Raw genomic sequence first — 17,675 nt, 5'->3', positions numbered from 1 at the left:
TTCGCTGCGGTCGACGTGGCCCGAAGCAGGTGGTGCACTTCGAAGCGCGCGATGCCTGTTGAAAGCGAAATACCGCGCCTGGAGTTTCAAATGTTGATCGAGATCAGGCGTTCCGCACCCCTTCGCTTAGATGCGCGCGGGGCGGGTTTGACTGAAGACGATCAGGGTGGATGGCGCATCGTCACGGCTTCAAGGTGAGATGATTACGAGGTCACAATGCGGTGCCTTCGCGGCATCAATGAAGGGCTCCGCGATCAGCGTTACCCAGCCCTGGATCGCCCCTCCCGGTCGATGGGCCCGGAGGATTGATCCGGGTTAGTCGGATGCAACAAACCCGCAGCGCTATAGTTGGTCAGATTGGTCTAACTGACTGCCATGCCGTCCGGCCTGCCGTCGGTGGAGAGGCCGGTGCCTGCGCGAGGGAACGATGCCACTGACGATCAACGGAACCGATCACGACTTCATCGGCGATCCTCGGACCACGCTGCTCGACTACCTGCGGGACGAGTGCGGCCTGACCGGCACCAAGAAGGGCTGCGATCACGGCCAGTGCGGCGCCTGCACTGTTCTGATCAATGGCCAGCGCATCAACAGCTGCCTGACCCTCGCGGTGATGCACGAAGATGATCAGGTAACGACGATCGAAGGCCTGGGTACCGCGCCAAACCTTCACCCGCTGCAAGCGGCGTTCGTGCGGCACGACGGCTATCAGTGCGGTTATTGCACGCCGGGCCAAATCTGCTCTGCCAAGGCGATGATCGATGAAGCCGCAAACGGCTGGCCGAGCTTCGTGACCGTCGATCTTTGCGAGCCCATGAAGCTCACGGCAAACGAGATACGCGAGCGCATGAGCGGCAACCTGTGTCGCTGCGGGGCCTATTCGAACATCATCGACGCCATCACTGAAATCCTGGAGACAACGCGATGAGGGCTTTTACCTATAGCCGCGCCGCAGCGGTAGCTCATGCCTGCCAGCAGACGCGTGATGGTGCCCGCCTCATCGCCGGCGGGACCAATCTGCTCGACTTGATGAAGCTGGAGATCGAGGTTCCCGAGGTAGTCATCGACATCAATCGGCTCGACCTCGCAAATATCGCGCAATCGGGTGCCGGCCTGCGCATCGGTTCGCTGGTCACCAACAGCGCCTGCGCCGCCCATCCAAGAGTTCGTGGCCATTATCCGGTGCTTTCCCGCGCGATCCTTGCCGGCGCGACTTATCAGCTGCGCAACAAGGCCACCACCGGCGGCAATCTGTGCCAGAGAACACGGTGCTACTACTTCTACAATCGCGATCAGGCCTGCAACAAGCGCGATCCCGGCAGCGGTTGCAGTGCGCTGGAGGGCGCAAATCGCATCCACGCGATTCTCGGCGCGAGCGAGGACTGTATCGCGACCTATCCCGGCGACATGGCCGTCGCCCTCGCCGCGCTCGATGCCGATGTCGAGGTGACCGGGCCGGACGGATCCGTGCGAACCATACCGGTGCGCGAATTCCATCGTTTGCCAGGCGACACACCGGATCGCGACAACGTGCTGGAGCCGGGCGATGTCATCACCGCAGTAACGCTTCCCGCCCCGGTCGGCGGCACGCAAATCTATCGCAAGGTGCGCGACCGGGCCTCCTACGCCTTCGCGCTCGTGTCTGTTGCCTGCGTGCTGAAGATGGACGAAGGACGGATCGCCAGCGCCGCCCTCGCCTTCGGCGGTTTGGCCCACAAGCCTTGGCACGACTCCGACATGGACGAACTGCTTACCGGCAAGGCGCCATCCGACACGCTGTTCGAAGCGGCCGCCGATCTGCTGCTCGATGGTGCCCGCGGTTACGGCCAGAACGATTTCAAGATCGCCATGACGCGCCGGGTGCTCAAGGCAGTACTGCGCGAAGCAACGGGGATGCAGGCATGACGCGCTCCTACATCATGGATGAACCCGACGAGCGCAATCGCCTCGACGCCATGGCGCAAGGGGTTATCGGCCGCCCCCTTGACCGGCCCGAAGGTCCGCTCAAGACGTCGGGCACGGCCACATACGCTGCGGAATACCGTATGAACGGCCGCATCGAGGGCGTTCTGGTCACTGCGACCATTGCCAAGGGAGAAGTAACTGTCCTCGATGAGGCATCTGTGCGTGATTTGCCGGGCGTCATCGCGGTCATCAGCGACGATCGCATGACTGCCCGGGCAGCCCAGGGGGCGCAGGCAAGTCCCCGGTGCGCAAGGTGCGGGAGGTCCGGTACTACGGCCAGCCAGTCGCGCTGGTGGTGGCCGAGACATTCGAGCAGGCACGCCACGCCGCCAAGGCGCTGCGGATCGAATATCGCGAAGATGCCGCTGCACTGGTGGACGCGCAAGATGACGCGATTGCCTTCGAGCCGTTCGAGGAGCCCATCATCCAGGGCGACCTCGACAAGGCCCTCAACGAAGCAGCGCATAGTGTCGATGTGACGCACACGACGGAATGCCACAACAGCGCCGCGATGGAACCGCACGCGAGCATCGCCGATTGGGACGGCAAGATACTCACGCTCCATTCCAGCTTGCAGATGCTGCGCTTCAATCGCAAGGAGCTGGCCGACGCCCTGGGCATCGATCCGGAACAGGTTCGGCTCGTTTCGCCGTACGTCGGCGGCGGTTTTGGCTCAAAGCTTGGCATCAGCCCGGAGGGTGTCGCTGCAGCGGTGGCGGCGATCCGCCTGAAGCGACCTGTCCGTGTGGTCATGCTGCGCCAGCAGGTTTTCCAATGCGTGATGCGCCGCTCCGAAACACGGCAGCGCGTGCGCCTTGCCGCTGATGCACAAGGCCGACTGAATGGCTTTGGGCACGAGGCCTGGGTTACCAACCTGCCGGGCGAGGAGTTCGCTGAACCGGTGTTGCAGGCGAGCGAGTTCCTCTACGCTGGCGAGAACCGGGTGCTTGATTTGCAACTTGGCCGCATCCACCGCGTGACGGCAGGCTCCGTGCGCGCGCCTGGTGAAGCGGTCGGCATGCAGGTGCTGGAAGCGGCGATGGATGAGCTGGCGGAGGCGATCGGGATCGATCCCGTTGAACTCAGACTGCGCAACATTCCCGACAAGCATCCCAGCGAGGGAACCCCCTATAGCTCTCGCAAACTGGAGGAATGCCTGCGCCGCGGCGCGGAGCGCTTCGGATGGGATCCTAGCGCCCGTAAACCTGGTCTTCGGCGCGAGGGCGAATGGTGGGTCGGCACCGGCATGGCGACGGCAACACGCGTGCATAATCTCAACGAGGCCCATGCCCGCGTCACCCTGCGGTCAGATGGGACCGCCGAAGTCGCCAGCGACATGACCGACATCGGCACCGGCACGTATGCGATTCTTGGCCAGATTGCCGGCGAAATGCTCGGGCTCGATCCTGCCGCTGTCACGGTGCGGCTTGGTGATACCCGCTTTCCGCCAGGCTCCGGCTCCGGGGAAGTTGGGGGCGTGCTCCACCGGCTCGGCAGTCCTCGAGGCATGCGAAGGCGTTCGCGCTGCGCTGGCAGCGAAGCTGGGCTGCGAGGAGGCAACCCTCAAACTGAAGGATGGACATGCTTTCTCAGGAACCGACAAGGTCGCGCTTTCTGATCTGCTGGGCGGCGTGGATGTGGTCCAGCTCGGCCATTTCAAACCGGGCAAGATTACCGAAGCGTTCTCCGCTGCCATGTATGGCGCGTTCTTTGCCGAAGTCGGAGTGAATGCTTATTCGGGAGAGGTGCGGCTGCGCCGATTTACGGGAGCGTTCTCCCTTGGCCGTGTGCTGAATGCGAAGACTGCCACGTCGCAGTGCATGGGCGGCATGGTTTGGGGTATCGGCAGCGCCTTGACCGAAGGGCTGACCTTCGATCCGCGAGATGGACACATCGTCAATCCAGATCTCGCCGAGTATCACATTCCGGTGAACCTCGACGTCCCGCACCTCGACGTGCTTCTGGTCGAAGAGCGTGATCCCGCCGGCAGCCCGCTGCAAGCAAAGGGCGTCGGCGAGCTCGGCATCTGCGGCGCCGCCGGTGCCATTGCGAACGCCGTCTACAACGCGAGCGGCGTACGGGTCCGCAGCTTTCCGATCACGCCGGACAAGGTGCTGGTTGGTTTACCGGAAATTTAAGCGGAAGAGGAAGCCGTGATGCGTCGCGAACGAAGCTTCACAATAGCCGCGAGTGTGGCGCTTGGCGGCGCGGCGCTTTTGGCCCTATACCGATTATGGGCGTCGCGCGCAGGCGTCGAAGAGCCCCAACATGTGGGTTACCCTCCCTCGGCATTCCCAAGTCGGTGGCGAAGGATCTCTGGATCGTCGATGATACCATGGTCGTGGCCGGGATGTCCTTGCCGATACGAATGACGATTGTCCGGCTCGAGGACGGGGCGCTGATTCTTCATTCCCCAGTTGCTTTCACACCGGAACTGAAATCCGCGCTGGCGCTGCTGGGATCTGTTCGCCATCTCGTGGCGCCCACCACCGCACATTGGACCCACCTCGCCGACTGGCAGCACGCCTTTCCCGAGGCGACAACATGGGCCGTGCCGGGTCTGTCCGATCGCCTGCAGGTGCGCGTATCGAGGGTGCGCATCGATCGAGAGCTGGGAGATGTCCCACCAGCGGACTGGCGGGGCGAGGTCGATCAGGGCCTGCTGCGTGGCGGCTCGGTCTTTTGCGAATGCTACATGTTTCACAGGTCTAGCCGGACGCTCATCCTGTGCGACGCGATCCAGAATCTGGAACCGGCAAAGCTGCCGCCGGTCACCCGCGTCATTGCGAGCTTAGCGGGCGGAACGCACGCCACTACCGCACATCACGTTCGCGCTGCCCTGCTGCTTGGTGGAGAGGGAACCCGTGCCGGCGTCCTGCGAATGATAGAACTCGATCCCGATCGCGTCCTCCTCGCCCACGGCGTTACGTTTGAGAAAGACGCTGCCAGGAACCTGGCTGATGCATTCCGGTGGGCAGGAGATTTCAGGAGGCCGACGAGCCCGGCTGCATCTTGAAGCCCAAGTGACCGCTCGGTGCGCGGCGGCGATACCGGCAATGTCGATGACGGCGTGGCATCACCCATCGTCCGGTATTTTTTCGCTTCCATGGTCGGGGAATCTGCCCGCTGTCGCGGCACCGCCGGGACCGCGCTGCGGGCGGTCGGAGGTCGGCTTTGGAGCGCCCGGCTCATCGACATCCGTGGTCACTATCGCAGCCATACCATGGCCCTGACCCGCGATCGTCGCGCTGGTATCTCCGGGTGAGACCTTCTCGGAGGCCTTGCAGTTGGTGTTCTCGCCTGCTCCGGTCTGGCCAGGGCCATCAGTAGTCTTGGGTGTCGAGGGCATGCTCGGGCTCCTTGTTTTCCGCCTCTCGTTCCAGGCAACACCGCGCCTGCCCAACTGGTTTCACGCCACGGCAAGACATGCCACTGATCACATCGCGAAGAAGGACAGAAAAAGAGCATTCCTGATTTGCCGCATGAAGCCCGGTCTGAAGACTGCGGCGCGGTTTACTGTGGCTGCAAGCACTCGCTTGCCCAGAGGGAATTGCAAGATCGTCTCCGGGACCTCTCGAGCGAGGGTTGATCGAGGTTAAGGAAAAATGCTTCGCGTCGATCACGCTGCTCGAGTAACTTCGGGCGTTGCCCGTCCCTCGCGGGAATGCTGGCGACTGAAAGACAGCCGGTCGTTATCTTTTCTCGCCCTTCCTGGAACAGGAGAGCCAAGATGTCTATTTTCAGCATCGTCCCGATAGACGGCTCGGGCAAAATGGTTGAGGTCGAGACTTGCGATCCGGCGCTCGCGCTGATGCGGATCGATGAGGATCGCCTGGGTGAGGCCGATGTGTTCGAAAACGGCGTATATTCGTTCTCGTGCCAACCGCTCTACAAGGACGCGTGGCGAATTTTCCGCCGACGCAGGGTTTGACAGAGCGCCGCGATAAAGGCTCAACGGTGTTTCGGCCGGACCTTGATCGAGGATAGTGCGTTTGTTGTATTCCCTCAGGAGCGCCTTCAACGCGCGAGACGTATTGTCGCCCGGGCCAGCGAATACGCATTCAGGTTTCAGCTTCCAGCCGGAGGCAGCGTTCCGCAGGGCACCGGGGAGATCATCATTGGACAAGGCCACGGAGGCAAGCGGCAGCTCGACCCCTGCTAGCGAGGAGGACACCGTCCATTACGAGGGCACCGAAGGCGGCTGGGGTTCAGTCAGGGGCATGGCACAGGTCGCCTGGCGCAAGAAGCCGACACCCGCCGTTCTCAACACCCTGCGACGTCAGAACAAGGTCGGGGGGTCATGTGCGTCTCATGCGCGTGGACCAAGCCGGCCCAGCCCCACGCTGCGGAATTTTGCGAGAACGGCGCCAAGGCCACGTTCTGGGAGCTGCCTCCAGACGCTGCACGCCGGAAATCCCGGCAAAACACAAGATCAGCGAGCTCAAAACGTGGAAGGACCATGACCTCGAGCAGCTCGGCCGCCTTACGCACCCTGTGCGGTACGACCGCGCATCGGATACTTACGTACCATGCAGCTGGGACGAGGCCTTCACGGCCATTGGGCAGGAGCTCACAGCGATCGATCCAGGATCTGCGGTCTTCTACGCCTCGGGTCGCGCAAGTCTCGAAGCGAGCTATCTCTGCGGCCTGTTCGCCCGCCTCTATGGGCACAACAATCTGCCCGACAGCTCGAATATGTGCCATGAAACAACTTCCGTCGCGCTAAAGAAGCTGATCGGATCGCCTGTCGGCACCTGCGTGCTCGACGATTTCCATCATTGCGACGCGATCTTTTTCTTCGGTCAGAACACTGGTTCAAACAGCCCGCGACTGCTCCATCCCTTGCAGGAAGCGGTAAAGCGGGGCGTCAAGATCGTCGCGTTTAATCCGATCCGCGAGAAAGGACTGGAGGTCTTCAAAAATCCGCAGAGCCCCGTCGAGATGCTGACCCCCAGGGAAACGCGGATATCGACGCTCTACTTGCAGGTAAGGGCTGGAGGAGACATCGCGGCGATCACAGGCCTCATCAAGCATGTGCTTGCGGCCGAGGAGAGCAAATGGACGGCGCAAAACCGGCATCTCCTCGATGTCGACTTCATCCAGCAGCAGCACACGAACGGCTTCGAGGAGATGAAGTCGCATGTCGATGCGACGAGTTGGGACGAGATCGAACGCGAAAGCGGTCTTGCCCGCGCCGATATCGAAGAAGCGGCGCAGGTCTATGTCGAGGCAAACCGGTCGATCGCCATGTACGGCATGGGTCTCACCCAGCATGTCCACGGCTTCGACAATCTCGCAGCGCTTACAAATCTTTGGCTCCTCAAGGGCAATATCGGCTGTGAGGGCACAGGCATCTCGCCAGTGCGCGGCCATTCGAACGTCCAGGGCCGACGCACGGTCGGAATATCTGAAAAGCCCGAGCTCGTGCCGCTCGACAGGCTCGCTGAGCAGTACGGCTTCGCCCTCCGCGCGAGGAGGGAATGAACACGGTCAGGGCCTGCGAAAAGATGCTTTCGGGGGACGTAAAGGCGTTCATCGGGCTCGGCGGCAATTTCGTACGCGCCATTCCCGAGCGCGAGAAGATGGAAGCCGCCTGGCAAAAGCTGCGTCTCACCGTGCAGATCGCGACCAGACTAAATCGCAGTCATCTCATCGACGGCGAGGTCGCCTACCTGCTTCCGTGTCTTGGCCGATCGGAAGAGGACAAGCAGGAAAGCGGCGTGCAGGCGGTGACGACGGAGGACTCGCTTTCGTGCATCCACGGGTCGCTGGGAAAGAACACGCCGGCCTCCACGCCTCTCAAGAGCGAGGTGGCGATCGTCGCCGGCATTGCGAAGGCGACATTGCCTTCCAACCCCCGGGTCCCGTGGGACGATTGGACGGCCGACTACGCAAGAATACGCGATGCGATCGAGGAGACCTATCCCGAGCAGTTCCGCGCCTTCAATGCGCGGGTGTTGCTTTTACCGCGGGAATTGCGCGCGCGGGAACGGGTCTGGAAAACGAAAAGCGGCAAAGCGGAGTTCACCGCCCCCGGGTCGATGACTTCGGTGGGGTTCGAACCTGCCGTGGGTCGCTACCGTCTGGTGACGCTGCGGTCCAATGACCAGTTCAACACCACGATCTACGGTCATTCCGATCGCTTGCGCGGGATCGAGGGCACGCGCGATGTGGTGCTGATGAATCCCGAGGACATCGCTGCGGCGGGCCTCAAAAACGGACAGGTCGTGGCACTCGCGAGCGATGCGAGCGACGGTGTTCATCGCCAGGCTGATGACCTTACCGTCCTCCCGTTTCTGCTGCCGCGCGGCTACCTCGGCGGTTACTACCCTGAAATGAACGCGCTCATCCCGCTGTGGTATCATGACGAACAGTCAAAGACCCCGGCGTCGAAAGGGGTGCCGGGTGCGTATTGTGGCCTAGCGATGCGCCCTGAACTCACCGGTCTCGGGAAGCGCCCGGCGCTGGCTGGGTCGTTCGGCAACAATGCCGGCAGCCTGACGGCCTGGATCATGCATCCTCAGCTCGACTTTGTACGATCAGGTAGCGAAGCATAGTGCCTGAGCCATACGTTTTAGGCGGGTTGTGGGAATATAGTTCGGTTCTGGGTGCGGCGGGGAGTGTTGATTAATGTCGCCGACCCAGAGTTGGAGACGGGCAGCTCCGATGGCGTCACTGAATGTCAGGTTGGTTTTTCGATACCAGGCGGCGGAATAAGGGGTGCTTTTAATGGTCAACAGATCGCAGGCCCATAGCGATATTAGGCTGTAGAGACCCAGCAGCGCCGGCGTGGTTCGCGCTATGGCTTTGTCGGTCCACTGGCGCTGTGTTTCGACACCAAGGTGAGCGCGGGTTTCTGCAAAGGTGACCTCGATCTGCCATCGGCGGACGTAGAGGGCGATTATCTCGGCGGGCTCGAGGGTGATGTCGGTACTGAAGAAGGCCTGCGGGTCGCGCTTTGCGTCAGGATCGCGAACCAGGACCCAGCGGACCGGCAAGACCGGGGTGCCGGGCCTGTACCATAGGGCGATGTCAGATGTGATCTCGAGCGTCTTGCCGCCCGCATGGCCATACCAGGCAGAGACGAGAATGCTGGTCCAGCGTGTCGCCGGGTTGGCGAGCAGGGTCTTGAGTTTTGGTAATGCTCGCCCTTTCTGTGCGGGGCGCCCCATCGTGCGTGCCGTTCGCCCCGCAGGCTGTGCAAACAAGTTGGCATCGAGCCGCAGTCGGCTGATGAGTGTGGCCCGGCGGACAATTGCATGTGCCAGTTCGTGGACAGCAAAGCTGCTGTCGCCAATGAAGATGATCCGCCGACCCGGCAGCCAGCGAGACAGCTGTAGCGCGCCCTGCCGCGCCCAGTCCGTCAGCAATTTATGACGACAGCCGCGTTGACGGTTCGATCGTTCCGAAGGAGCGAGCAACGTCAAGACTGGCAGCGCTTTGATCAGGCGGGTCCATGACACCGGGGTGAGCACCATAAAGCTGAGCCAGCGCAGTCCGCTAGCTTTGACGAAATGGCCGTGACTGGAGCGGACCGGGTCGCGGTAGATACCCCGTGCGGTGATCCGGCGCCCCCATCGCCGCTCAATGGTGTCGTCCATACCGATGACCACAGGACCATCGGGCACGAGCCGTTCGACCACAATGCCCAGTAAACGCCTGGCAACGGCACGGGAGCTCCAGCGGGCGCGGTTGAGGATCTGGTGATAGGTTGCAAAGTTGGCAGCATCGCCCCGGCCGGTCACGCGCAGGCAAGACGTGACGGTCCGTTTGCCCGTGGCCAGCACGCCCCCCATCACAAGAACAAGTACATGCTCCCAACTGGGAGCCGTAAAGCAGGGACGCCATGCCTGCAGCCATTGGCGCAGGATCTGGGGGACGGGATCGCCGATCACGGCCTTGTTCTGGTCCAACATCCCATGCTTCGAGTCCTGACTGAAGCACGTTGCAACGCTTAGGCTGTTGCCATGCGGTGAGATGACTCGGATATGCTGTGACCTGACGGCGGCAATGGATGCACCATGAAAGACGAGGAAATCATTCTGCGCATCGAAACGTTCGACGCGGCCAACGGCGGCGGCGTCGGATGGTATGAGAACAAAGGCGCTTACCATCTCTATCTGCTGGCAACCGAGGCACCGATCGCCCGCCTCAAGCCTGTCGGCACGCGTGACGAAGTCAGGCTCGGCTACTGGTCACACCAGCGAAAATGGGAAAATATCGATGATATGGGCGGATGCGTCTTGCCCCTCGATCAAGCACTCGACCACGTTGCTGAAAACAGCATCTTCTGGACCTGGACCTGACCAAAAACGTACAAAGTCGAGCTCAGAAGCTGCGTCCCGGCAGCGGCATGCCCGAGCAGAGGATCGAAGCGCGAAAGGCTCGCGATATGGCAGCCTATCTCTACGCTCACGACTGAGCGAATACGTGAACACGACGAGTAGGCGAGCGCGTCCAGAACCGCGCCTATACAGCTGCGTCGGCCTGCGGGCGGCGGCGAGCTGCTCGATAAATACCCGGTCAACGACCTGCAAGGCATGGCGTGTGGGAACGAGCGCTCCTTCCAGCGATTATCGACTCGTTCCGAGGAGACGCTTATGGCAGCTCGCCCCTATTGGAAGGGTCAGATCCGACTGGCTCTCGTTTCGATCCCCGTGGAAGTCTACTCTGCGACCAAGAGCGGCGCGACCATCGCCTTCAATCAGATCCACGAGCCGTCCGGCAAGCGGATCAGGTACGAGAAGGTTGTCCCCGGTATCGGCCCGGTCAATGTTGATGAGATCGTCAAGGGGTTCGAATATTCCAAGGGCGAATATGTCCTCCTCGATGAAAGTGAAATCGAGGGCGTCAAGCTCGAAAGCAAAAAGACGCTAGAGCTCACACAGTTTGTCGATGCCCAGGACATCGACATGATCTATTTCGAGAAACCGTACTATGTCGTTCCAGCCGACGACCTTGCCGAGGAAGCGTTCATTGTCTTGCGCGAAGCCCTTCTTCGCAGCCGCAAGATCGGTCTCGGCCAACTCGCGATGCGCGGTCGCGAATATGTTGTGTCGATCAAGGCCTGCGGCCGCGGTCTCGTCATGGAAACGCTGCGCTATGCCGATGAGGTGCATAAGGCTGCGAGCTATTTTCGTGATATCGCCGATAGCGATCCCGATGAGGAACTGCTCGACCTTGCGACAACCCTGATCGACAAGAAAGCCGGCAAATTCGACGCAAGTGAATTCCACGACCGCTATATCGACGCGCTGAAAAATCTCATCGAGCGCAAAAAGAAAGGCAAGACGCTCAATATCGGTGGAGACGGCGGCGAAAAGGAGACGCGAGGGGATAATGTGATCGATCTCATGGCGGCGCTTAAAAGTTCGCTCGGTGCCAGCGACAAAGGCCGCGGTGCGAAGAGTGCCCGCAGAAAGCCCGCATCCAAAAGCACCGGCAAGACAGCTTCGAAGAAGACTGCTGCAAAAGAGACTGAGGAGAAGCCGCGTCCAAAGTCCGCTGCCCGCAAGCGCGCATGACGGACGAGGTCGCCAACAAACTGAAGGAGATGGCCCGGCACCGCGGGCTCAAACTCGTCAAATCCCGGCGCCGCAAACCCGGAACGGGCGATTTCGGAAAGTTCGGATTGGTCGACGAGGAAGGCGAGGAACTCATCGGGTTCGGTCAGGACGGGCTCCTGACCGCCAGTGCGAAAGAGGTTGAGGACTATCTGCGCGCGGGCGCCACGCGTACCTGGAAAGAGTCCGCAAGCGCTACGCCCGAGCGGCTCCCCCGTCCACGCCGTCCTTCAGTGGCTGATGAGGATCCCACAGCTGCGATCCGCCCCCGTTCGAAGCGCGGTGTTGCACCCGCTCCCGTTCGCGATGAAAGCCCTTCCGTAAGGACGGCAAATGGCAAGGATCTGCCGGTTTCGAGGAGCAGCGAGACGCGCAAGCCAGTGCCCCCTGTTGCCAGGCCGAAGTTGAAAATCGTCCGAAGCGAACCCGTGCTTGCCCTTCGGCGCGCGACGCCGGATGATGCGGCGGGGGTTGCGAGACTGTTATCGCAACTATCCGGCGTTGTCCCCGGGGCAAAGGCGGTGGCATTAAATCTGGCGGACCTGCGCAGGGCCGGTGGCGACATGCATCTTGCCGAATGCGGCATCGTCGTGGGTTGCATCGCATGGTCGGTGATCGCCACGCCGCATCGTGGCAAGATCGGCCGTATCACGGTCCTGCTCGTTGACGAGGCCTACCGTCGTCGCGGATTCGGCACTCAACTGCTAGCGGTTGCCAACGCCGCCCTGGCAAGTAAGGGATGCACCGCGCTCGAAGCCATGAGCGACATCGAGATCCGCAATTCCCATAACTTCTTCCGGTCGGAGAGCTTCGACCAGACAAGTTACCGCTTTAGGCGCGCCATCGAAAAGCCAGGCAAGGCGCGCACCAGACGGAAGTAAGCAGGGCCGGAAAAGGAACGGGAACCGGCTGCCATACCGGCGGTTTGCTTTCGAGCGCTACTGCGCTGGCGAACGGCGCGAAGCAGCGAGGCAGCGGCTTCATGAGCCGGCTTGCGAGCGTGCGAGGCGCACGCTTCCTCCAGAATTCTGGCGCAATGTCCGCCGGAAGATAGCTGCGTAAACACTTGGCCGGAGAAATGCCATGAACAGCGATAGCAGATACGAGCCCAACGTCCCCGGCAACATTACCGGCAAGGCCAGGGCGGCCGATGGCCGTCGTAGTGGCGACGCGAAGGTGGACGATCACGGCGGAGAGCATGAACCAGGGGCTTCGCGCAACGTAACGGGAACCGGTCAGACCCCCGATGGGCGCCGGCCCAATCATAACGAAAATCCCCCAAAGGCGTGCCGGACAGCAACCCGGCAAGCGCTGAAGACGCTGCTCTCCATGAGCCCTCGGATAGCGGCGATGGAACGCCTGTGGGGAGAAGGTCCCCTCAGACCGGAAATATCCCGCGGGGACCTGAACTTTCAAGTGAGCGGTGCTTCCTTGCGGGTCGATGTGCCGACCCGTTTACAGGTTTCATTCCTGCAACGCGGCTGCCGTATCCAGAAAGCTTCTCCCTGTCGGCGCAGCAATGGGTTCCCGCAGGCCCATCATTTCGATGGCGCCGAAGCGAGCAACCGCCGCGTTTCCGCCCACCGATAATCCTTTGTCCGGTGATCGAAAAATCCGAAATTAGAAAAGTGGCGGTTGTGCTGCCAGCACTTGTCCCCGTGGCTCGGTCACCCGTGGCAGTGCGGGAGGTCAGGCGTGGAACCTCGTCTCTTTACCGGCTTTCCTTTTGCGAAAGGAGATAGACATGGAACACACTACATCTGTGGGACCAGATGCGCCCTGCCGAGGCGATGGGCACGATGGGCGCACGTCGAATGAGCAGGTCGATGCTCAAAATGCCAGCGAACGCGACCTCACGCGTGGACTTGCCGGCGCTGAGGCAAAGGCCGTTTTCGCCTGCTACCCCAGAACCGCCGAAGGCAGACCCCTCGCGGGATGGTAGTGATGCAGCGAAGAACGGCTCACAAGATGGAGGCCTCGTCTCTGAACGCCGCACGCCTGGTCGAGATGACGGCGAAAACAACACAACAGCTCCCACCGGTTCCGAACGTTGACGCCGTGGGCTGCGTTCCGGCAGCCAAGTGCCGGCGGTCTTGGCGTTCTCGACGTGGCAGACGCTCGCTCAACCGACCAACCGGCCTGCTCGACGAAGGAAGAGGCTCTACTTTAACCCCAGCGCGGCCGCTGCGAACAAGATTTACCTCGCGGCTCGACAAGGTTGCAAGCCGATGTCGGCAGGGTCGATCGTGTCAGGAGCGCGATCGCTCGTTGGCGGCACAGAACGCTTTGGCCGGAAAGATAGATGACCGGCGTCGCGCAACATTTCGCCGGCGAAATCACCATTGATGTCAGGGCAATATATAGTGCTTCACGTTTATCGATCCGGCGCAGGGGCGCTTATGCCCCGGCTGCATGCACGAGCGGATCGCAGATGGGGCAAGGAAATGGGTAGTAAAAAACATAGCCGGCTTTGGGGTCGACGCCCGCCCAATCTGAAGGGTTGAAAGGATCGATGGCTCGATCAACACAAGCCACGATAGTTACACGCGAGGGTTGCGCCAGAAGCTCATCAGGTGAGCTTGAGCGCCTGCCGCGTCTCATCCGTGAGCGTATAGACCGCCAGCCGCTGCGCCCCGCGGTTCTGATGATCAATGCGATAGCCCTGATAGTGTCGGTGCACGAGACCTGCGCGGACGAGCTCAGAAACCGCGCGGCTGACGTTTGTCAGACCTGAGGCTCGAAGACGCTCACGAACGACATCCTCGATCAGCCGGTCCGCCTGCGCTTCATCGTTCGGCAATTCGCCCTTGTCGGCAAGCTCCCTCCTGACGCGCTCGGATATTCGAATGCCGTTGGGATCCCGTCGACCAATCGGGGCCAGGGCATCGCACAACCACTCGCGAATGGTCATCCGCCGGTCGTTCGTCACGACGTAGGGCCCGGCCGAGCCATTCACTCCACTCGCCTGGGCAATAAGGTTCAAAACCATGTAGGCGTAGCGCGGTCGCTCGCAGACCTCCGTCAAGCGGTCGAGAATTCCGGGTACGCCTGCGCGGCCCTGGTGACCGGGAAGGCGACGGGTAGCGTTTTCAATGGCGAAGAGATCGAGCTGGAACATACCATGAATCAAGCACACCCGTGACTCCGTGTGAATCCCCTTTCTTTTCGCGGCGTTCATTTACCGCAGATGGCACTTTACCCGGAAAGGTCGGTAAAGTGCCATCTGCGGAACCTTACAGGCAGCCGAGCGGAGCTGGACCAAGAATGCGCCCGATCAAATTCACGGTTGAAGTCGCAGATACCTCCTCGTCAAACTGCCCGTTCAAATATGTCGCGACCCCGTAACCATGGGACAGTTCGCACCATCGCGACGAAGAATGGTTGGTTGCGGTTGCCTGCGATATGTTTTTGCGGACAAGCCCACGATGAGCGTCGTCGTTGCTTTCCTACTGGTCTCCACCTCGAACCTTCATCGTGGATGCCACAAGGCGCAATCCACTTAGCTTTCGCGCAGTATTTGGCTTCGCTCTGTATCGCCTCGCGATCGTACATCACTTGCAATCCGACCGGCATCTGCTTCGATAATCCATCGCCAAGCTGGCGCGAGGCATGGTTAAAAGTCCAGTATCGAGCAAGCGGCGCGCACATCAGCCGCAAGACTTCGAACGAGCAATGGGTCGGATAGGTTTGTGATTGAAAAGCGCCCGAGATTGCAAGGAACCATCGTCGCTCGCCCGATACAAAAATGTCACACAGTTGAATGGATCGCTTATCACGCTGAAACCTCGAGGGAAGGTTCTGGTTAAACATTTGAACCGACAGATCGCGGTCCTGAATTTCGGAGCTACGTCATGAAGAAAGTCCTTTTCGCGGCCGTGCTGGCCGCCACCTGTCCGGCGGCAGCACTTGCCCAGGACGCCGTAGACGCGAACGACCTACGGCTCCGGACGGAACCAAGGCGTTTGGCATCGAGCCGTATATCGGTGTCCTGGGCGGATACCACGAATTCGATCGTAACAGCGAATTCGGCTCGCCCCGCGGCGGCAAGATGAACGGCGCTCTGATCAGCGGTGTCGCCGGCGTCAATGTGCCGCTCGGACCCGTGTTCGTCGGCGCCGAGGGCAATGCCACGAAAGGCTTCGGCGACATCGATTGGGAATACGGCGTGAAGGGACGCATTGGCGGTCGCGCCGGCGAGAGCGGGATGATCTACGCCTCGGCCGGCTATCAATGGGTAAACGGCAAGCGCGGCTACAGCGACCAGAAAGACTGGATCTACGGCGTCGGCGTCGAGGTCGGGCCCAAGGATATCGGCCTTGGCGGCGTCACCGGGAACAGCGGTATTCGCCTGCGCTTCTCAGCGGAAACTTACGATTTCGACAGTATTCGGCCGATGGCAGGCGTGATCGCGCACTTCTAAGCAGGGGAAGGGACCGGCGGTTGGACAGGCCGGTCCCTTTTTTGCTGCATATGGCGCAGACGTCTAAGGCGGATCGCCGACAATTCTGCTTCGCCCCCTGAGCCGGATGGCGTGCTAAGACCGGCTCGATCCGGCCGCAGCGACGTTGGGGCCATCGCTCTTTGATGGTCTGCCCCCTACTTGACGATTTGCACGGCGAAGAAGAGCGAAACGCGCAGGCAGGCGATCATTCTCAGGAAAATTAAGACGCGAATTGCGTCGACCGCTTCGAACCAGGCTTCTCCGCTTGTACCCAACAATACGTCCCGACAGCCACGCGGCATGCGAGTTGATAGTGGAAGAAGACGGTCCTGATTTTCGAGGTACCAAGTATCTCGATATTATCCTTCTTGTCCAAAACGCTGGACCGGGGCTTTTTTGAGACGTTCATCGCGTTTGTCCGCGAAATTGGCAGCCGATGCGAAGGCGAACGGGTTCTCGATCGGTTCGCCAACCATCAACCAAGAGCTATCCGATGATGTGCTGTTCTCCAGTGCGCCGGACGGATTCAAGCTGTCGTCCGGCGCCCACCTCAGGCCGATCCTGAACGCCAAGGAAGCTGCAAACCTGTCGGCCAAACTTCTCGGCCCCTACTTTTATGGTTCCCGGGACGATGGGGCGGTCGCCGGACGGCGTCCCCTTTCTCGCCAAAAACCTGTTCCGGGTGCTCGGCGTCCCCTTCCGCGCGAATAAGCCGCAGCCGCGCGCTCGAACGGATTGAGGCCCATCGACTGCTCGACCAGGATCGCAAGGCTGTTGATCCCACAGCGAAAGTCGATCGGATCCCGGTGGAGATAGACGCGCAGATCTTCAGCGAGCCGGAACATGGCAATGCCCCAGCGCATCAATCATCACCGCCAGCAACTGCGCGTCACACCCCTCCAGCGTCAGCGATACGCCATTTGGCATCGACGCCTGCAGCCGCGCTGACAGTACCAATCCCGCAGGCCGGCTCGCTATCCCACCAGTGTGTCGCTCCGCAGGCGCCGGAGACGTCTCCACCCGGATAAACGCCGACGGATCCGGCAACTGCCCCGTGCTCCGCTGCCCCTTCGCACTCTGCCGCTCCTGAAACTTGCTGACCCATTTGCGAAGCTGGTTGGCGTTGACACCGTGCTCCAGCGCAAGCCTCGCAACCGATATGCCAGGCTCGAGGCACGCCTCGATCAACCGTGCCTTCCCTGCCCGACCATAATAGCGCCGGCCGTTCCGCGTTACCCTTACAACCTCGAGCCCATAAGAGCCCATCGGTGCCATCTCCATGTGTCCACCTCTTCCTTGGTGGACACATCCTTCATGCCCCGTCACTCAACCGTACAAGTGCGCCGAATTTCGCGCTTACGTCAAAGGGCAGGTTGTTGGCGATGAAAGTCGAGCCGCGTTCGTAGCGCTGTGAGATCAGCTCGAACAGCAATTCGGCCCCGGTCTTGGAGAGCGGCACGAAGCGCGTCACAAGAGTATCGCAATGGAATACAAGCGCAACATTGAAATGCGCCTTCAGGTGGGTGCCGATCGCGCGGCTCGGCTTTGTCGACGACGGTTTTCGTCAGGTTTGACATATGCACCTTGCTGGAGCGGGTCTAGAAGACTCACCAAAACTCACCAGCAGATGTGTTTCTCTCCTGAACGCGACGGGGTGTGAGGCTAACCAGTCCCGTCATACCACTCAATAAAATGGCGGATCTGGC

At 61.0% G+C, this 17,675-nt stretch carries 13 protein-coding genes and 4 pseudogenes; 12 read left to right on the top strand and 5 right to left on the bottom strand.

The window, feature by feature from the left end; translation table 11 throughout:
- Positions 1 to 427: 427 nt before the first annotated feature.
- From KZO24_RS30265 to KZO24_RS30240, 6 genes and pseudogenes are all read left to right on the top strand, one after another.
- Complete coding sequence (locus tag KZO24_RS30265; RefSeq protein ID WP_486488027.1) at positions 428 to 928, top strand: 2Fe-2S iron-sulfur cluster-binding protein; 501 nt, start codon at positions 428 to 430, stop codon at positions 926 to 928.
- Positions 925 to 1,905 (top strand): FAD binding domain-containing protein, encoded by a 981-nt coding sequence (locus KZO24_RS30260; protein ID WP_486488026.1) that lies wholly within the window; start codon positions 925 to 927, stop codon positions 1,903 to 1,905. The genes KZO24_RS30265 and KZO24_RS30260 overlap by 4 nt, the downstream gene beginning before the upstream one ends.
- Positions 1,902 to 4,103 (top strand): annotated as a pseudogene (locus KZO24_RS30255) (xanthine dehydrogenase family protein molybdopterin-binding subunit). Before KZO24_RS30260 ends, KZO24_RS30255 begins: the two are co-directional and overlap by 4 nt.
- Before the next feature lie 164 nt (positions 4,104 to 4,267).
- Positions 4,268 to 4,981: a DUF4336 domain-containing protein gene (locus KZO24_RS30250; RefSeq protein WP_486488025.1), complete on the top strand. Its 714-nt coding sequence runs from the start codon at positions 4,268 to 4,270 to the stop codon at positions 4,979 to 4,981.
- A gap of 714 nt (positions 4,982 to 5,695) precedes the next feature.
- Positions 5,696 to 5,896 carry a hypothetical protein gene (locus KZO24_RS30245; RefSeq protein WP_486488024.1) on the top strand — a complete coding sequence of 67 codons (201 nt, stop codon included), beginning with the start codon at positions 5,696 to 5,698 and terminating at the stop codon, positions 5,894 to 5,896.
- A gap of 187 nt (positions 5,897 to 6,083) precedes the next feature.
- Positions 6,084 to 8,369 (top strand): annotated as a pseudogene (locus tag KZO24_RS30240) (FdhF/YdeP family oxidoreductase); the annotation flags it as partial.
- 135 nt (positions 8,370 to 8,504) lie between these two features.
- Here the strand turns inward: KZO24_RS30240 and KZO24_RS30235 are convergent.
- The gene (locus KZO24_RS30235) at positions 8,505 to 9,881 is read right to left on the bottom strand and encodes an IS701 family transposase (protein WP_486487109.1); all 1,377 of its coding nucleotides are present in this window, start codon (positions 9,879 to 9,881) and stop codon (positions 8,505 to 8,507) included.
- A gap of 105 nt (positions 9,882 to 9,986) precedes the next feature.
- Between KZO24_RS30235 and KZO24_RS30230 the strand changes: the two genes are divergently transcribed.
- The 4 genes from KZO24_RS30230 (at position 9,987) to KZO24_RS30215 (ending at position 13,118) form a co-directional block, all read left to right on the top strand.
- Complete coding sequence (locus KZO24_RS30230; RefSeq protein WP_036528601.1) at positions 9,987 to 10,271, top strand: hypothetical protein; 285 nt, start codon at positions 9,987 to 9,989, stop codon at positions 10,269 to 10,271.
- Between the two features lie 294 nt (positions 10,272 to 10,565).
- On the top strand, positions 10,566 to 11,489 hold the full coding sequence (ku, locus tag KZO24_RS30225) for a non-homologous end joining protein Ku (RefSeq protein ID WP_486488023.1): 924 nt from the start codon (positions 10,566 to 10,568) through the stop codon (positions 11,487 to 11,489).
- On the top strand, positions 11,486 to 12,409 hold the full coding sequence (locus KZO24_RS30220) for a GNAT family N-acetyltransferase (protein WP_486488022.1): 924 nt from the start codon (positions 11,486 to 11,488) through the stop codon (positions 12,407 to 12,409). The genes ku and KZO24_RS30220 overlap by 4 nt, the downstream gene beginning before the upstream one ends.
- Positions 12,410 to 12,611: 202 nt before the next feature.
- Positions 12,612 to 13,118: a hypothetical protein gene (locus KZO24_RS30215; protein WP_486488021.1), complete on the top strand. Its 507-nt coding sequence runs from the start codon at positions 12,612 to 12,614 to the stop codon at positions 13,116 to 13,118.
- A gap of 979 nt (positions 13,119 to 14,097) precedes the next feature.
- On the opposite strand, the gene KZO24_RS30210 is transcribed toward KZO24_RS30215, so the two are convergent.
- Complete coding sequence (locus KZO24_RS30210; RefSeq protein WP_486488020.1) at positions 14,098 to 14,646, bottom strand: hypothetical protein; 549 nt, start codon at positions 14,644 to 14,646, stop codon at positions 14,098 to 14,100.
- A gap of 733 nt (positions 14,647 to 15,379) precedes the next feature.
- Between KZO24_RS30210 and KZO24_RS30205 the strand changes: the two are divergent.
- Together KZO24_RS30205 and KZO24_RS30200 are read left to right on the top strand one after the other, a co-directional pair.
- Positions 15,380 to 15,948: pseudogene (locus KZO24_RS30205) on the top strand (opacity protein).
- A gap of 447 nt (positions 15,949 to 16,395) precedes the next feature.
- Positions 16,396 to 16,680, top strand: a complete 285-nt coding sequence (locus KZO24_RS30200) for a hypothetical protein (RefSeq protein ID WP_486488459.1) — start codon at positions 16,396 to 16,398, stop codon at positions 16,678 to 16,680.
- Here KZO24_RS30200 and tnpB read toward each other — a convergent pair.
- The 3 genes and pseudogenes from tnpB to KZO24_RS30185 all read right to left on the bottom strand — a co-directional run.
- Positions 16,584 to 16,814 (bottom strand): IS66 family insertion sequence element accessory protein TnpB, encoded by a 231-nt coding sequence (tnpB, locus tag KZO24_RS30195; RefSeq protein WP_486488019.1) that lies wholly within the window; start codon positions 16,812 to 16,814, stop codon positions 16,584 to 16,586. The two genes, KZO24_RS30200 and tnpB, sit on opposite strands and share 97 nt — an antisense overlap.
- On the bottom strand, positions 16,798 to 17,157 hold the full coding sequence (gene tnpA, locus KZO24_RS30190; RefSeq protein WP_486488018.1) for an IS66-like element accessory protein TnpA: 360 nt from the start codon (positions 17,155 to 17,157) through the stop codon (positions 16,798 to 16,800). Before tnpA ends, tnpB begins: the two co-directional genes overlap by 17 nt.
- A gap of 172 nt (positions 17,158 to 17,329) precedes the next feature.
- Positions 17,330 to 17,431: pseudogene (locus KZO24_RS30185) on the bottom strand (ATP-binding protein); the annotation flags it as partial.
- Positions 17,432 to 17,675 lie beyond the last annotated feature (244 nt).

The sequence above is a fragment of the Novosphingobium sp. NFX11 genome, assembly GCF_057376415.1.
The sequence above is the reverse complement of the archived record's forward strand: the minus strand, read 5'-3'. Positions and strand labels throughout refer to the sequence as shown.

Excerpts from the sequence above, each read along its gene's own strand:
- KZO24_RS30260 (WP_486488026.1), top strand. The coding sequence starts at position 925 with ATGAGGGCTTTTACCTATAGCCGCGCCGCAGCGGTAGCTCATGCCTGC.
- KZO24_RS30235 (WP_486487109.1), bottom strand. The coding sequence starts at position 9,881 with ATGTTGGACCAGAACAAGGCCGTGATCGGCGATCCCGTCCCCCAGATC.
- KZO24_RS30220 (WP_486488022.1), top strand. The coding sequence starts at position 11,486 with ATGACGGACGAGGTCGCCAACAAACTGAAGGAGATGGCCCGGCACCGC.
- KZO24_RS30215 (WP_486488021.1), top strand. The coding sequence starts at position 12,612 with ATGAACAGCGATAGCAGATACGAGCCCAACGTCCCCGGCAACATTACC.
- KZO24_RS30210 (WP_486488020.1), bottom strand. The coding sequence starts at position 14,646 with ATGTTCCAGCTCGATCTCTTCGCCATTGAAAACGCTACCCGTCGCCTT.
- KZO24_RS30230 (WP_036528601.1), top strand. The coding sequence starts at position 9,987 with ATGAAAGACGAGGAAATCATTCTGCGCATCGAAACGTTCGACGCGGCC.
- tnpB (WP_486488019.1), bottom strand. The coding sequence starts at position 16,814 with ATGTTCCGGCTCGCTGAAGATCTGCGCGTCTATCTCCACCGGGATCCG.
- ku (WP_486488023.1), top strand. The coding sequence starts at position 10,566 with ATGGCAGCTCGCCCCTATTGGAAGGGTCAGATCCGACTGGCTCTCGTT.
- KZO24_RS30265 (WP_486488027.1), top strand. The coding sequence starts at position 428 with ATGCCACTGACGATCAACGGAACCGATCACGACTTCATCGGCGATCCT.
- KZO24_RS30245 (WP_486488024.1), top strand. The coding sequence starts at position 5,696 with ATGTCTATTTTCAGCATCGTCCCGATAGACGGCTCGGGCAAAATGGTT.